We start from the raw sequence: 14,147 nt of genomic DNA, 5'->3' as shown, positions 1-14,147 counted from the left end.
TGCGTATGTCTACCGAATCCAGCCTGACGGCTCCCCGCCAAGGCATGAACCTGCGTCGATTCGTCGACGACTGGGCCATGCTGATGGCCGCCCTGGGCATTTTTGTGCTCTGTGCCCTGCTGATCGACAACTTCATGTCGCCGCTGAACATGCGCGGCCTGGGCCTGGCGATTTCAACGGTCGGCATCGCCGCCTGCACCATGCTCTACTGCCTGGCATCCGGGCATTTTGACCTGTCGGTCGGTTCGGTGCTGGCGTGCTCCGGGGTGATCGCGGCCATCGTCATACGTGACACCGACAGCGTGTTTCTCGGCGTTTCGGCCGCGCTCGCCATGGGTTTGGTGGTGGGCCTGATCAACGGCATCGTCATCGCCAAGCTGCGCATCAATGCGTTGATCACGACGCTGGCGACCATGCAGATCGTGCGCGGACTGGCTTACATCTTCTCCAACGGCAAGGCCGTGGGTGTGGGTGACGAGGCGTTCTTTGTGTTCGGTAACGGCCAGCTGTTCGGGGTGCCGGTGCCGATTCTGATCACCATCGTCTGCTTTCTGTTCTTCGGCTGGCTGCTGAACTACACCACGTACGGCCGCAACACCCTGGCCATCGGCGGGAACCAGGAAGCCGCTTTGCTGGCTGGCGTACACGTCGACCGGACCAAGATCATTATCTTCGCTGTGCACGGCCTGATCGGCGCGCTGGCCGGTGTGGTGCTGGCCTCGCGCATGACCTCGGGTCAGCCAATGGTCGGTCAGGGTTTCGAACTGACGGTGATTTCCGCGTGCGTACTGGGCGGGGTGTCCCTGAGCGGCGGGATCGGCATGATTCGCCACGTCATCGCCGGTGTGTTGATCCTGGCGATCATTGAGAACGCCATGAACCTGAAGAACATCGACACCTTCTACCAGTACGTGATTCGCGGCACGATTCTGCTGCTGGCGGTGATCATCGACCGGTTGAAGCGTCGCTGAGGTTTACATCATGTGGGGCTGAGCTTGCTCAGGAAGACGGCGTTCCAGCCGCTAAACACTTGGCGGATGTATCGACCCCTTTTTAGCACGCCCAGCCCCACACATCGCAAGCCCCATACACCCTCCGCTCTGGCAACCAGCCGCATTACATGAGCCGCGACGTCTCGAAGATCAGCCGCATCGTCGCCTGGGCCAGCGACTGCGCTTCAATCCGTATCGTCTCCAGCTCCACTTTCGCTTCGTTGAACCGGGCGTCGTGGTTACGCACCTCGATGAGCTGCGTGAGCTGCAACGATGCATCGATCAGGCCGTATAGATTACGGTGCAGCTGATGGGTGACTTTCGTTATATGGGGGTATAGGTCCGGGTTGTCTTCAGGATCAGCCACCGGCGCCATCTTCATCGGGTCTGCAGCTGATCGGTTGCCACTCATGACGTAGTTCAGGTCGACACCGGCTTGCGCGATGCGGAGCAGATAATCGGCCTTCGGCGAGCGGGTGCCGTTCTCGTAATTGCCCTGAGCGTTCGTCTCGACGCCGCCGATTGCGCCCATTGCGCTCTGTGACAACTTCAGTCTGTTGCGTTCCTGCCTGAGTCGCAGGCCAATGCCTGTCATGTTCTCAACTCCATTTGACAATCCCTGACGTTAAGCAGCTGATTGCGAATTCATGAATCGACTCGGCGGTAGGATGAGCGGATCAACGCAAACGGGTGCGGCTTATGAGGTTTAATCTATTCATACCGGGCTAGACAATAACGTCATCCGGTGGGAATGTGGATCCCAAAATTTCGCGTTGTAGGAGTTTTCTCAAACAGTTGTACGATAACCATTCGAACGAAGTGGTTTGGTACAACTGTTGGCGTTTTGAATAGCGGCTTGAAAGAGGGGGCATGACGTGGAAAGGCCGGGCGCCTGAAGCCCCGGCGTCCATCCTGTCAGGAAGGGCAGCGGGCGTCGGCTTGGCGCGCCCATTGTGTGGCGGTGCGGGCGATGATATCGGCCAGCGTCGAAACGGCTTTCTGATGCGCAACCACCAGACCTTCCATGCCAATGCCGGCCGGTTGCCGAATGACGCTGCTGCAGGTAAGGCTCTGCCGCTTGGTGCCGGGCTCGGCTCCGCTGCCGCGCAGGCTCAGGTTCCAGACCACGTCGATCAGCGCGTATTGATCGAGCACCGACTCAAAGCGACGCACGTCGGTGCGCACCGACAGCACCGGCTGGTCGCTTTGTTTAGGCAAACCCGCCAGGTCGCGGGAGCCGAAGCGCCGCTCAAGCTGCCCGGTCAGCGCGTCATGGAACTCATCACCCAACGGCGCGCCCCAGCGTTCATTCTCCAGAATCGCCAGGCTGCCATTGCCCTGGCGGATGACCAGCGGCGGCTGATCGACCTGCACCGGCATGAGCACCGCCTGCATTTCAAACTGGAACGGCGCCTGACTCACATTGGCTGGCGCCGGAGTGGCCGGCGCTATCAGCGTGTAATAGTGGGTCGGTGTGGAGGCGCAGGCTGTCACACCCAGCACACAGGCCAGGGCAAGGAACGAGTTACGCAAGGTCATTGAGCAGGCTCCGGAGCGATTTCGCGGGAAGAGGATGATCCTTTGTATGAGCCGGGCGCCGCGTCGCCGGTGCGACCGCGAATCAGCGATTCAGGATGGCGGCTGAGGAAGTCGGTCAATACCCGCACCGAGCGCGCGGTGCGCTGCACTTCGTCCATGGCCTGACCCAGTTGCTGACGCGCAGGGGAGTCATCCGACAGCGCTTCGTTGGCCGTGCCCAGGGTTTTCTGCGCTTGCTGCAACGCGCCGCGCATCTGAGGCAAGACGTCGCTGTTGACCTGCTTCATGGTTTTCTGAAGTTCGATCAGGCTGCCATTGAGGTTCTTTGCCAGGTCGTCGAGGGGGATCTTGCCGAGTTTGTCGACGAACGCCTGCAACTGCTCCTGCAGTTTGTCGAAGCTGCCTGGCACCGTCGGGATCTCCATCGGCCGCGCTTTGGCGTTGTAGACAACTTTCGTTGCTTTGGGGTCGAAATCCATGGCGACGTACAACTGGCCGGTGAGCAAGTTACCGGTGCGCACCTGTGCTCGCAGGCCGCGCTCGACGAATTGGCCGAGAATTCGAGACGTCTGCTCTTCCTCGTCACCACCGCCCGCTTGCTGTTTCAGCTTGTCATTCGCTGCACCCAGACGTTGCGGATAGATCACGGCGCCCACGATGCCGGGGAACGTTCCCGTCGCCGCGTCGTAGTCGAGGTCTACAGACACCACGCGGCCCACGTTAACGCCAAGGAAGTCCACCGGCGCGTTGACCACCAGGCCGCGCAACGACTGGTTGAAACGCATGCGGATGTATTTGGGCTCGCCATCGGGCGGCGCCAGTGCTGTGGCCTGGTCTTCGAACAGTTTGAATTCAGCGTTGCCATTGGCCGGCTTGGCATCCGGGCTGTATTTGGGTTCGCGGAAGGCAATGCCGCCGGACAGGATCGAGGCCATGGACTGCGTCGACACTTTCAGTCCCGAGGCGCCGAGGGTGACGTCGACGCCGCTGGCGTTCCAGAAGCGTGAATCGTCGAGGACGAACTGATCGTTGGGCGCGCCGACGAAAATCTCGACGTCGACGCCCTTGCCGTCCTTCGCCAGTTCGTAGGCCACGACCTGGCCCACCTGGATGCGGCGGAAGTACACCGGCGAGCCGATGTCCAGCGAGCCGAGGTCGTCGGTGTGCAGAATGAAGCGCTTGCCTTTCTCGCCGAAGGTCACGGCCGGCGGGGTTTCAAGACCGGTGAAGTCTTTTTTGGTTTCTTCCGAGCTGCCGGCATCGGCGCCGATGAACGCACCCGACAACAGGGTGTCGACGCCGGTCACGCCGTGGGCACCGATGCGCGGACGCACCACCCAGTACTGCGTGTCGGCGCGGGTGAACGGCGCTGCCGACTGATTGAGGTCAATGCTTGCCAGCACGTGGGTGCGGTCATCGCTGAGCTCGATGTCGGTGACCATGCCGATGACGACGTTCTTGTACTTGACCTGGGTTTTCTTGGCTTCCAGACCCTCGGCCGTGAGGAAGCTGACCACCACTTTGGGGCCGACGTTGAGGAAGTCATGAACCACCATCGACAGGCCGATCAGCGCCGCGACGATCGGCACCAGCCAGACCAGCGAAACGCGGACCTTGCGGGCCTTGACCTGCGGTCGGGTCGGCGGGGAGGGGGGTAGGGTGTTATCGGACATCTTCAACCTCTGCGTCCCAGATTAGCCGGGGATCGAACGTCATGGCGGCAAGCATGGTCATCACCACCACCAAACCAAAAAACAGAATGCCAAGGCGCGGCTCGATGGTGCTGAGCCCGCGAAACTGAACCAGCGCGGCCACCATCGCGACCACTAGCACGTCGAGCATGGACCAATAGCCGATCAACTCAATGAAACGAAACAGCCGCGAACGTTCGCGCATCGCCCAGGTGCTGCGGCGCTGGCATGTCACCAGCAGCAGGCCCAGCACCAGGAACTTGATGCAGGGCACGACCACGCTGGCGATGAAAATCAGAATGGCGATGTCCCACGAGCCGCTTTCGGCAAACTCGATGACCCCGCTCATGATGGTGTTCTCGCTGCTGCTGCCGAGCATCGTCGTGTACATCACCGGCAACAGGTTGGCCGGGATGTAAAAGATCAGCCCCGCAATCAGAAAGGCCCAGGTGCGCGTCAGGCTGTTGGGCTTGCGCCGATGCACCGGCGAATCGCAGCGCGGGCATTCATGGGCGTCTTCCGGGCAGACGTAGCTGCAGACGTGGCACAGGGTGACCTTGTACTCGCGGGCGTAGGGAATGCCGTTCATTCAGGCCCGACTCCCAGTTCGTCCCACAGCCGGCGGATGTCCTTGCCGGCAATCAGCACAATCAGCACCATCAGCATGGCCATGGCCCAGAGGCCGACGCCCGCGTGCACGTCCAGCATGCCCCCGAGTTTGACGATGGCCACCAGAACCCCCAGCAGGCACACCTCCAGCATGCTCCAGGGCCGCAGGTGTTCGAGGGTGCGCATGCACATTTTGAAACCGGGGGCGATCTCGCCGCGGTTGGCGTGGGCCAGCACCCAGAACAGCAAGGCGATCTGCAGCGCCGGCGCAAGAATGATAGCCAGTCCTGCGACCAGCGCGATCAGGGTGATCTGCCCCTGGGCCAGCGCCTGAACCGAACCCCACAGGGTCACCTCGTTGTGCAGGCCCTGCATGCTGATGCTGATGACCGGGAATACGTTGGCGAAGATGAACAGAACGCAGGCGGCGATGCTCAGTGCCAGCAACTGCTCGATGGTCAGCCGATGATTGCGACGCAGAATCGCAGCGCAGCGCAGGCAATAGGCGGCCTCGCCCTTGTTCAGGGGCATGGCCTCATAGACCGAGTCGCAGTGCTCGCAGATGATCCACTGATCGGCGCGCGTCTGTGCGATCGCCGGGGCAGGCGGCTGCTCGGATGCATGAGCCTGGCGGTGAGAACGGTCAGTCATCGGCGCGGGCGTCGCTGAAGTCATGGGTGTGTTCACGATAGATCGGGTTTCGTCGATTGCGCGCCTGGGTGGCGGGCGGGCAACGATACCCTGTCAGCCGAGCGCAGGCTCGCATTAGTTGAGGTGAATGTCATGAAAGACGCGCCTGCGAAAAGACTTGAGAGATTGACCACAGTGCCATCATTGGGTTCGGCCTAATGTGTAACGGTGGCGGCAATCTTCTCAGATCGTTGTGACTGGAGAGTTTTGGGGCGCGGTTCAGCGCTGTTGTCGAGCGGTTTAGCGGCTGGGCGTAACAACTCGCCTCCTCATGCGATGGTAGACTCCCGCCACTTCAAACGAGGAGCAACAGACGTGCGCAAGATGGCAATGATGGTGGCGGTGCTGATACTGGCGGGTTGTGATGGCGGCAAGGCAGCGACGCCCGCCCAGGTTCCGAGCACTGATTCGACCGCTGAAGCACCGACGCCGGCGTCGCAGCAATGGACCATTCGTGTCCATTTGAAGGAAGCGCTGAGCGACATGACCTATTGGCTGGTCGAGCACCATTACCCGTCTTACGTGGTCAAGGTCGATGGCAGGGAAGTGGTGATGATCGGGCCGTTCGAGTCTCAGGCAGACGCCGAGAAGGCGAAGACGGAGATCGATGGCGCGATGGTCAAAGGCCATCGTTTGTCACAGCTGGAAGTGATCGCGCCGCGGTCATAAAGATTTTTTGAGGGGCTTGTCGGCTAAAGCCGGTCCTACCAAGCGGATTACGCCGTCGCAGGACCGGCTTCAGCCGGGAAGAGGCCAGCTCAAGCACCCTCAAAATCAGAGTCGATGCCTGATACTTCCCGACTGAAACCTATCCGTAAGCCGTTCAAACGTCGTTAATCAACGACGGCCCAGCAACAGACCTACCACCAGACCGAAACCCGCAGAGACCGCCACGGTCTGCCATGGGTGGCCGCCGATGTAGTTTTCGGTGGCATCAACGGCTGGCTTGGCGCGTTCGCGCACGCTGCCTACCGAGTCCAGTGCCTGCTTGAGCTTCTGGCTCAGCTGGGCGCGCATGGTGTCGGCTTCTTCGCCTACCAGTGAGGCGCTGTCCTTGAGCAGTTTGTCGGACTCTTCAATGAGGGCGGCCAGTTCGCTGAACGCTTGATCCTTGATCTGTTCGACAGCGGCGTTCTGGGCAGCAGTTTTACGAGCCATGGCAAATTTCCTTTCAGTGGTTATGGCAGTGTGCAATGGAGTTTTGAGCGCTTGAAAAGTTGCAGCTCAATTACGCGAGCGTCCAAAAAGTACAACGAATGGGGTCGGGATTCACCGTCGGCGGGTGTAAGATGCTGACGTTTTTCGAGCCTGTCACCGGCTCCGTTCAAGCGTTTCGTTTTGCACATCGAGGTACTGATCATGAGCTACAACCTGGCCAATAAAACCCTTCCGGAACGCGCCGCCATCGAGGACGAAAAGTCTCGTCTGTTCGATCTGTGGCAGAGCAATCTGGGCAAGGCCAAGAGCGACGCCGCCCGGCTGATGGGCGAACGGGCCAAGCGCAAGGGCAAATGGTCGGAGTGGGTGCGCGGCGAACTCGATGCCATGTCGCCGCCGGAGTACGCCAACATGGTGCGCGCCGAGGTCAATCGCCAGGTGGCGGCGGCGCGGGGCTGAGGCAGTCAATCCCGCCCATTTGTGTGACCGGCTTTAGCCGGTAAGAGGCCAGTCGTGGGGACGTCATTTTTGCCGGATTTCTGCGGTGTGGCGCCTGCCGCTTTTCCGGCTAAGGCCGGTCCCATTAAAAGCGTGAAGCCGGTGATGCAGTTTGCTATCACCAACTGCCGCCAGCCGGCTTCGGCAGGCTCAGCGTGCCGCTGTCCTCAAAGCGCATAGTCCCGAACAGTCCGCCGGCCAGCTTGCCGTGAAGCTCGTAGGGCAGGTTGTCCAGGCGCTGCTGATCGGCGAGGCCCACCGCCTGGCGCAGGGCGGCAAAGGCTGAAACGGTGACCGGCACCGTCAGCACGCCTTCGGAGAACCGGCCGATCGTGCCTTTCTGGTCACTGACGCCTGAGGCCAGCAAGCGGCCGTTGACGTCCAGATTCAACGCCACGCCGTCGTACTGGATGTCGGTGTCATTGGGGTTCTGCAGGCGCAGCTTCACGGCGAAGCGGATTTCCAGATCCTGGCCGGGCAGGGGATCGATGCCGACCACGTTGATGTTCAGCGGGTCGCGATTGGGAAACAGCGCACAGGCACTTAGCGCCAGCACCATGGTCAGGCCGGCGAGGAGGGTGCGGATCGTGCGTAGCGGCATCGGTGACTCCCGTGGCAGGCAGTTGGGGCGCAACACGCCCCTTGAACCATCCTGACGATTCAACTGTGCGACCTCGCGCGCCGGGAGAGGTTCTGCGTCAGGTTCCGTATCGGGCTCGGCGTCAGGGCTGTGAGGGTGGATCCTGCAGCACCTTGAAGGTCGCCGCTTCCGGATCGAATTCGGTGAGCTCCGGCTCCTGATAGTCTTCCGGCAGAAAGATATTGAGGATGATTGCGCAAAACGCGCCGACGGTGATAGGCGATTCGAAAATGTTGTGCAGCGCCTTGGGCAGCTCGCGCAAGACTTCCGGCACGGCAGCAACGCCCAGGCCCATGCCCAGGGAAATCGCCACGATCAGCATGTTGCGCCGATGCAGGCCGGCTTCCGAGAGGATCTTGATGCCCGCCACCGCGACGGTGCCGAACATGATCAGCGTCGCGCCACCCAGCACCGGCTTCGGCATCAATTGCAGCACAGCGCCGATGATCGGGAACAGGCCCAGCAGCACCAAAATCCCGGCGATGAAAAACGCGACGTAGCGGCTGGCCACGCCCGTCAGCTGAATGACCCCATTGTTTTGCGCGAAGGTCACCATGGGCAGGCTGTTGAACGTCGCGGCCAGCACCGAATTCAGCCCGTCTGCCAGCAGACCCGACTTGATCCGCCGGATGTACAGCGGCCCGGTCACTGGCTGCCGGGAAATCATCGAGTTGGCGGTGAGGTCCCCGGCGGCCTCCAGCGGCGACACGAGAAAGATCACCGCGATGGGGATGAACGCCAGCAGGTCGAAGGAAAACCCGTATTTAAAGGGCACCGGAAGGCTCATCATCGGTACGTGGGGCATCTGCGCAAAATCCACCCGTCCCATGAACCACGCGACGGCGAAGCCCAGGGTCAGGGCGATGATGATCGCGCTCAGGCGCAGTAGCGGGATATTGAAGCGGTTAAGCACCACGATGGTCATCAGCACCAGGCCGGCCAGGCCCATGTTCGCCGCCGAACCCAGGTCGCTCGCGCCGAAGCCGCCGGCCATGTCGGTCATCGCCACTTTCAACAGTGACAGGCCCATCAGGGTAATGATCGTGCCCGTGACCACCGGGGTGATCAGCTTGCGCAATTTACCGATGAACTGGCTGAGGGCGACTTCGACGAACGCTGCGCAGAAACACACGCCGAAGATCGTCGAGAGGATTTCGTTGGTGCCGCCGCCGCGACTCTTGACCAGAAACCCGGCGCTGAGAATTACGCTGAGGAAGGAAAAGCTGGTGCCCTGCAGGCACAGCAGGCCTGAGCCGATCGGGCCGAAGCGTTTGGCCTGAATGAAGGTGCCCAGCCCCGAGACGAACAGCGCCATGCTGATCAGGTAGGGCACTTCGCTGTCGAGCCCGAGCACGCTGCCGACGATGAGGGTAGGGGTGATGATGCCGACGAAACTGGCCAGCACGTGCTGCACCGCCGCGAAGACAGCGGCGGTGAGATGCGGCCGGTCATCGAGTCCGTAAATAAGGTCAGTGGATGCTGGCATGGCAATCGGCCGTGGGAAAAAGGGCGCGCAGAATGCCAGAAAACACTTCGCAGGTCAGCGGCAAAGGTCAGGTGATTTGCAGGGTAATTCTCCCGACGATGAACCATCCGTCGCCGCGAGCCTCCATAATGGTGATCGCCATCAGGGGTGACCGTCATCGGTCTGTCGGATTGGCACTGCAGTATCTCTGGACAAGGAGGTTTTTACTGAGGCGTCACGATCATCATGAGCACGGCACAGCAGTTTCCGTTAAGTGACTCGCAATTCGCATTGATAGCCCGGGCGCTGGCTGACAGCCGCCGCTTCCGGATCCTGGTCCAGATCGGCGACAGCGAACAGGCGCTGGCATGCGCCGAAGTGCTGAAGGTCCATCCGGTCAGCGCCGCCACCGTTTCCCACCACACCAAAGAGCTCGAACGCGCCGGCCTGATCGCCACCCTGCGCGACGGCAAATACGCCAGCTTCATGATCCAGCGCGAGGTGCTCCACGCCTACGCCCGGCAGTTAATGCAGATCTAGCGCGCTCCGCGTGGTCTGAAGGACGCGGAGCGTCCGGGGCGGTGTAACCACGCGGAGCGTGGGAACAATCAAGATTTATGGTGAACCCACCGGCGCCTTCCCGGCTAAAGCCGGTCCTACAGACCGCATGCAGCCGACAGACCGCATGCAATTTGTAGGACCGGCTTCAGCCGGGAAGCCCTTGATCTGCTCTTGATCTTCGTACACAAAAAGCCCAGACACCGCAAAACGCGACTTGGGTGCAGGCTGAACGCAGGTCTCGCTCCGTGGGCCGAGCCGCATGGATGCGGCGAGAGCTGCCCCCCGCCATGGATGGCGGATGGCAGCGGGCCCACGGAGCGAGACCGGAGTGAAGGAACCCTGACGAAGGAAGGGCCCAACCAGGAGCAGGCAGTTTTGGTTACTTTTGCTGCTTTTCAAAAGTAACTCGCCGAAGGCGAAACAGTCGGCCCCCAGGCCGACGCCCTTGATCTCCTTCAGCCCCATTGAAAATAGCCCTGACCACCCCTATTTCTTGAAACGTCCCGCATCCGGAGTTCCCCATGTACCCAGACGTTCAACTGTTCATCGATGGCCAATGGCGCGCCAGTGCAGACGGCCGCACCCTCAGCGTCATCAACCCGGCCGACGGCGAAACCCTCGGCACCGTGGCCCACGCCGACATCGCCGACCTGGACCAGGCACTGGCAGCGGCCGAGCGCGGCTTCGACACCTGGCGCAGCACCCCGGCCTACGACCGCTACAAAATCATGCAAAAGGCCGCCAATCTGCTGCGCGACCGCGTCGATCACATCGCCAACATCATGACCCAGGAACAGGGCAAGCCGCTGGCCGAAGCGCGCATGGAAACCCTGTCTGCCGCCGACATCATCGACTGGCTGGCCGAAGAAGGCCGCCGCGCCTATGGCCGCCTGGTGCCATCGCGCAATGTTTCGGTTGAGCAGAAAGTCATCAAGGAACCGGTCGGTCCGGTGGCGGCATTCACACCGTGGAACTTCCCGATCAACCAGGTGGTGCGCAAGCTGTCCTCGGCGCTGGCGGCCGGCTGCTCGATCATCGTCAAGGCCCCGGAAGAAACCCCGGCGTCGCCTGCCGAACTGGTCCGCGCCTTCGTTGATGCCGGCGTTCCGGCGGGCGTCATCGGCCTGGTTTACGGCGACCCTGCGCAGATTTCCAGCTACCTGATTGCCCACCCGACCATCAAGAAAGTCACCTTCACCGGCTCCACCCCGGTGGGCAAGCAGCTGGCAGCGTTGGCCGGTCAGCACATGAAGCGCGCCACCATGGAGCTCGGCGGCCACGCCCCGGCGCTGGTGTTCGACGACGCGGACATCGACCTGGCGGCGCGCACCCTGGCAACTGCCAAGTTCCGCAACGCCGGGCAGGTCTGCGTGTCACCCACGCGGATTCTGGTTCAGCGCGGCGTGTTCGATGAATTCGTCGAGAAGTTCGTCGGCCACACCCACGAGTTGAAGGTCGGTAACGGCCTGGAGCAGGGCGTGACCATGGGCCCGGTGGCCAACGAGCGACGCATTCCGGCGTTGAACGCATTGGTCAAGGACGCCAGCGACAAGGGCGCCAAGGTCCACGTCGGCGGCAAGGCCATCGAAGGGCCGGGCTACTTCTTCCAGCCCACGGTCATCAGCGGCCTGACCACCGAAATGCGCATCATGAACGAAGAACCGTTTGGCCCGGTGGCGCTGCTGGTGCCGTTCGACACAGTGGAGGATGCCGTCAAGGAATCCAACCGCGTGCCATTTGGCCTGGCGTCATATGCGTTCACCTCGTCGATGAAAACCACCCACATCCTCAGCACCCGCATCGAAGCCGGCATGCTGTCGATCAACCACCAGGGCATTGGTCTGGTTGAAGTGCCATTCGGCGGCATCAAGGATTCCGGCTACGGGTCCGAGGGAGGCACCGAGGCGATCGAGGCCTACCTGAACACCAAGCTGGTGACGGTGTTTAACGTTTAACGCCTACTGTAGGAGCCGGCTTGCTGGCGAACCGTGACGGCCAGCCACCCTTGAGGCGACTGCCCCAGCGCATTCGCCAGCAAGCCGGCTCGGGTGTTGAGTGCGGCTGAACTCCCACGCCCCCCGCGAACTCTGAACCCACAGATCACTTACGATCCACGGGGACGACTCATGGCCATCAGCAGCGTTCAGGCAGTAGCGGCAGACCCCAAAGGCGCAGTGTTTGAAACGGACCTGCCGGCCCGGCTCGATCGTCTGCCGTGGGGGCGGTTTCATACGTTGCTGGTGTTTGCGCTGGGCATCACCTGGCTGCTCGACGGGCTGGAGGTCACGCTGGCCGGCTCGGTGTCCGGGGCGTTGAAAGACAGCCCGGTCCTGCACCTGACCAACGCCGACATCGGCCTTGCCGGCGGCGCCTATATCTGCGGCGCGGTGCTGGGGGCGTTGTTCTTTGGCTGGCTGACCGACCGTCTGGGCCGGCGCAAACTGTTCTTCATCACCCTCGCGCTGTACATCACCGCGACCGCCGCCACGGCGTTCTCCTTCAGCCTCTGGAGCTTTTTGCTGTTCCGGTTCCTCACCGGGATGGGCATCGGTGGCGAGTACACGGCGATCAACTCGACCATTCAGGAATTCACCCCGGCGAGGTTTCGCGGCTGGGTGGATCTGACCATCAACGGCACCTTCTGGAACGGCGCAGCCTTGGGCGCGGTCGGCTCCATCGTGCTGCTGGACGCCCCGTGGGTCGGCGCGGACATGGGCTGGCGCCTGTGTTTCGGCATCGGCGCGGTGCTGGGTCTGATCATTCTGTTGATGCGCCTGTGGCTGCCGGAAAGCCCGCGCTGGCTGTTGATTCATGGCCAGGGCGAGGAGGCGAGGGTGATTGTGGAAGGGATTGAAGACCGCCGGCGCCGCCAAGGGCACGAGCTTTCCGCGCCAACGGGCTCGCCATTACGTTTGCACGCGCGGGATCACACGCCGCTGAAAGAGATCTTCCACACGCTGTTCAACACCTACCGCCGTCGCGCCTTGGTGGGCCTGACGTTGCTGACCGCCCAGGCGTTCTTTTACAACGCGATCTTCTTCACCTACGCGCTGGTGCTCACCGAGTTCTATCAAGTGCCGTCGGCCTCGATCGGCTGGTACGTGCTGCCCCTCGCGTTAGGTAATTTCTGCGGCCCTTTGCTGTTGGGGCGGCTGTTCGATGTGGTGGGGCGGCGGGTGATGATCAGCCTGACCTACGCCGTCTCCGGGGTCCTGCTGACCATCAGCGGCTATCTGTTCCAGCAGGGCGTTCTGGATGTCACGCAACAGGCCATCGCCTGGATGATCATTTTCTTCTTCGCATCGGCAGCGGCCAGTTCGGCCTACCTGACCGTCGCCGAAACCTTCCCGCTGGAAATTCGCGCCCTGGCGATTGCTGTGTTCTATGCGTTCGGCACGGCGCTGGGTGGCATTGTCGGCCCGACGCTGTTCGGCGAGTTGATCGACACCCACGAGCGCGGCCCGGTGTTCTTCGGCTACCTGATCGGCGCCGCGTTGATGTTGCTGGCCGCCGTGGTGCAGGCGATCTGGGGCGTGGCCTCGGAAGGCAAATCCCTTGAAGAAGTGGCGCGGCCCCTGTCCCAAGCCCACGACTGACCCAGCCCCACGACTGACTCCAGCACGCGGTCGGCGATTGGTCAGTTTTGTTCAATCGCCCACCCGGCCGCGCTTCGTACACTCACCCCACAGTCAATGAAGGGTGAGACGTGCAATGAACCTGATGATTTCCATGGCGGCGTTCGCACTGGCCGCGTCCATATCGCCGGGGCCGGTGAACGTGGTGGCGCTCAGCTCGGGCGCGCAGTTCGGCCTGATCGCCAGCTTGCGCCATGTGCTCGGCGCAACCGTCGGCTTTGTGGTGCTGCTGATGTTCACCGGGTTTGGCCTGCATGAAGTGCTGCAGCGCTACCCGATGCTGACCGAGATGATTCGCTGGGCCGGGGTGGCGTTTCTGCTGTATCTGGCGTGGAAGCTGGCGATGGATAACGGACACCTGGACGTCGCCAAACCGACCCGCCAGCCGTCCTTTCTTCATGGGGCAGCGATGCAGTGGCTGAACCCGAAAGCCTGGCTGGCGGCGGTGGCAGGGATGGGGGCGTTCGTGGCCGATGGCGAGGCGCGACTGATCGGTCTATTTGCGCTGATCTACTTCGTCGTGTGCTACCTGTCGGTGGGTTGCTGGGCTTACGCCGGTGCCTTTCTCGGCCCATACTTGCGCAGCCCTCGGCGCATCCGCGTGTTCAACCGCAGCATGGCGGCGCTGTTGGCAGGCTGCGCGGTGTCGCTGTTTTACGTCTGAGCCTC

General features: G+C 62.0%; 15 protein-coding genes. 7 read left to right on the top strand and 8 right to left on the bottom strand.

The window, feature by feature from the left end; all coding sequences use genetic code 11:
* The first annotated feature begins 5 nt into the window (after window positions 1-5).
* Window positions 6-971 (top strand): L-arabinose ABC transporter permease AraH, encoded by a 966-nt coding sequence (gene araH, locus OKW98_RS19750; protein WP_265386282.1) that lies wholly within the window; start codon window positions 6-8, stop codon window positions 969-971.
* Window positions 972-1,116: 145 nt separating this feature from the next.
* Here araH and OKW98_RS19745 read toward each other — a convergent pair whose 3' ends face one another.
* The 5 genes from OKW98_RS19745 to OKW98_RS19725 all read right to left on the bottom strand — a co-directional run bounded on the left by OKW98_RS19745 (window position 1,117) and on the right by OKW98_RS19725 (window position 5,362).
* Window positions 1,117-1,587, bottom strand: coding sequence for a helix-turn-helix domain-containing protein (locus OKW98_RS19745; RefSeq protein WP_265386281.1), 471 nt, complete (start codon window positions 1,585-1,587; stop codon window positions 1,117-1,119).
* Window positions 1,588-1,907: 320 nt separating this feature from the next.
* The gene (locus OKW98_RS19740) at window positions 1,908-2,531 is read right to left on the bottom strand and encodes a PqiC family protein (protein WP_265386280.1); all 624 of its coding nucleotides are present in this window, start codon (window positions 2,529-2,531) and stop codon (window positions 1,908-1,910) included.
* Complete coding sequence (locus OKW98_RS19735) at window positions 2,528-4,204, bottom strand: intermembrane transport protein PqiB (protein WP_265386279.1); 1,677 nt, start codon at window positions 4,202-4,204, stop codon at window positions 2,528-2,530. Before OKW98_RS19735 ends, OKW98_RS19740 begins: the two co-directional genes overlap by 4 nt.
* A complete protein-coding gene (locus OKW98_RS19730) occupies window positions 4,194-4,811 on the bottom strand; it encodes a paraquat-inducible protein A (protein ID WP_265386278.1) in 618 nt (205 codons plus the stop codon). Before OKW98_RS19730 ends, OKW98_RS19735 begins: the two co-directional genes overlap by 11 nt.
* Window positions 4,808-5,362 carry a paraquat-inducible protein A gene (locus OKW98_RS19725; RefSeq protein WP_265389788.1) on the bottom strand — a complete coding sequence of 185 codons (555 nt, stop codon included), beginning with the start codon at window positions 5,360-5,362 and terminating at the stop codon, window positions 4,808-4,810. Before OKW98_RS19725 ends, OKW98_RS19730 begins: the two co-directional genes overlap by 4 nt.
* 474 nt (window positions 5,363-5,836) lie before the next feature.
* Here OKW98_RS19725 and OKW98_RS19720 point away from each other — a divergent pair, with 474 nt between their 5' ends.
* Window positions 5,837-6,190: an SPOR domain-containing protein gene (locus OKW98_RS19720; protein WP_265386277.1), complete on the top strand. Its 354-nt coding sequence runs from the start codon at window positions 5,837-5,839 to the stop codon at window positions 6,188-6,190.
* A 168-nt stretch (window positions 6,191-6,358) separates the two neighbouring features.
* Here the strand turns inward: OKW98_RS19720 and OKW98_RS19715 are convergent, their stop codons facing one another.
* The gene (locus OKW98_RS19715; protein ID WP_265386276.1) at window positions 6,359-6,679 is read right to left on the bottom strand and encodes a DUF883 family protein; all 321 of its coding nucleotides are present in this window, start codon (window positions 6,677-6,679) and stop codon (window positions 6,359-6,361) included.
* Window positions 6,680-6,880: 201 nt separating this feature from the next.
* Between OKW98_RS19715 and OKW98_RS19710 the strand changes: the two genes are divergently transcribed.
* Window positions 6,881-7,138: a hypothetical protein gene (locus OKW98_RS19710; protein ID WP_265386275.1), complete on the top strand. Its 258-nt coding sequence runs from the start codon at window positions 6,881-6,883 to the stop codon at window positions 7,136-7,138.
* 157 nt (window positions 7,139-7,295) lie between these two features.
* Here the strand turns inward: OKW98_RS19710 and OKW98_RS19705 are convergent, their stop codons facing one another.
* Window positions 7,296-7,778, bottom strand: a complete 483-nt coding sequence (locus OKW98_RS19705; RefSeq protein ID WP_265386274.1) for an LEA type 2 family protein — start codon at window positions 7,776-7,778, stop codon at window positions 7,296-7,298.
* Between the two features lie 121 nt (window positions 7,779-7,899).
* A complete protein-coding gene (locus tag OKW98_RS19700; protein ID WP_265386273.1) occupies window positions 7,900-9,303 on the bottom strand; it encodes a nucleobase:cation symporter-2 family protein in 1,404 nt (467 codons plus the stop codon).
* A 225-nt stretch (window positions 9,304-9,528) separates the two neighbouring features.
* On the opposite strand from OKW98_RS19700, the gene OKW98_RS19695 reads away from it, so the two are divergent.
* From OKW98_RS19695 to OKW98_RS19680, 4 genes are all read left to right on the top strand, one after another.
* Window positions 9,529-9,822, top strand: a complete 294-nt coding sequence (locus tag OKW98_RS19695; protein WP_265386272.1) for an ArsR/SmtB family transcription factor — start codon at window positions 9,529-9,531, stop codon at window positions 9,820-9,822.
* A 542-nt stretch (window positions 9,823-10,364) separates the two neighbouring features.
* Entirely contained in the window at window positions 10,365-11,798 is a 1,434-nt protein-coding gene (locus OKW98_RS19690; protein WP_265386271.1) for an NAD-dependent succinate-semialdehyde dehydrogenase, read from the top strand.
* Window positions 11,799-11,969: 171 nt separating this feature from the next.
* On the top strand, window positions 11,970-13,439 hold the full coding sequence (locus OKW98_RS19685) for an MFS transporter (RefSeq protein ID WP_265386270.1): 1,470 nt from the start codon (window positions 11,970-11,972) through the stop codon (window positions 13,437-13,439).
* Window positions 13,440-13,554: 115 nt separating this feature from the next.
* Window positions 13,555-14,142, top strand: coding sequence for a LysE family translocator (locus OKW98_RS19680; protein WP_265386269.1), 588 nt, complete (start codon window positions 13,555-13,557; stop codon window positions 14,140-14,142).
* Window positions 14,143-14,147 lie beyond the last annotated feature (5 nt).

It is taken from the genome of Pseudomonas sp. KU26590, assembly GCF_026153515.1.
Classification (GTDB): Bacteria; Pseudomonadota; Gammaproteobacteria; order Pseudomonadales; family Pseudomonadaceae; genus Aquipseudomonas.
The sequence above is the reverse complement of the archived record's forward strand: the minus strand, read 5'-3'. Positions and strand labels throughout refer to the sequence as shown.

Coding starts and splice junctions, on each gene's coding strand:
- OKW98_RS19680 (WP_265386269.1), top strand. CDS start 13,555: ATGAACCTGATGATTTCCATGGCGGCGTTCGCACTGGCCGCGTCCATA.
- OKW98_RS19705 (WP_265386274.1), bottom strand. CDS start 7,778: ATGCCGCTACGCACGATCCGCACCCTCCTCGCCGGCCTGACCATGGTG.
- OKW98_RS19700 (WP_265386273.1), bottom strand. CDS start 9,303: ATGCCAGCATCCACTGACCTTATTTACGGACTCGATGACCGGCCGCAT.
- OKW98_RS19725 (WP_265389788.1), bottom strand. CDS start 5,362: ATGCCCCTGAACAAGGGCGAGGCCGCCTATTGCCTGCGCTGCGCTGCG.
- OKW98_RS19685 (WP_265386270.1), top strand. CDS start 11,970: ATGGCCATCAGCAGCGTTCAGGCAGTAGCGGCAGACCCCAAAGGCGCA.
- OKW98_RS19710 (WP_265386275.1), top strand. CDS start 6,881: ATGAGCTACAACCTGGCCAATAAAACCCTTCCGGAACGCGCCGCCATC.
- OKW98_RS19695 (WP_265386272.1), top strand. CDS start 9,529: ATGAGCACGGCACAGCAGTTTCCGTTAAGTGACTCGCAATTCGCATTG.
- OKW98_RS19730 (WP_265386278.1), bottom strand. CDS start 4,811: ATGAACGGCATTCCCTACGCCCGCGAGTACAAGGTCACCCTGTGCCAC.
- araH (WP_265386282.1), top strand. CDS start 6: ATGTCTACCGAATCCAGCCTGACGGCTCCCCGCCAAGGCATGAACCTG.
- OKW98_RS19715 (WP_265386276.1), bottom strand. CDS start 6,679: ATGGCTCGTAAAACTGCTGCCCAGAACGCCGCTGTCGAACAGATCAAG.
- OKW98_RS19735 (WP_265386279.1), bottom strand. CDS start 4,204: ATGTCCGATAACACCCTACCCCCCTCCCCGCCGACCCGACCGCAGGTC.
- OKW98_RS19745 (WP_265386281.1), bottom strand. CDS start 1,587: ATGACAGGCATTGGCCTGCGACTCAGGCAGGAACGCAACAGACTGAAG.
- OKW98_RS19690 (WP_265386271.1), top strand. CDS start 10,365: ATGTACCCAGACGTTCAACTGTTCATCGATGGCCAATGGCGCGCCAGT.
- OKW98_RS19740 (WP_265386280.1), bottom strand. CDS start 2,531: ATGACCTTGCGTAACTCGTTCCTTGCCCTGGCCTGTGTGCTGGGTGTG.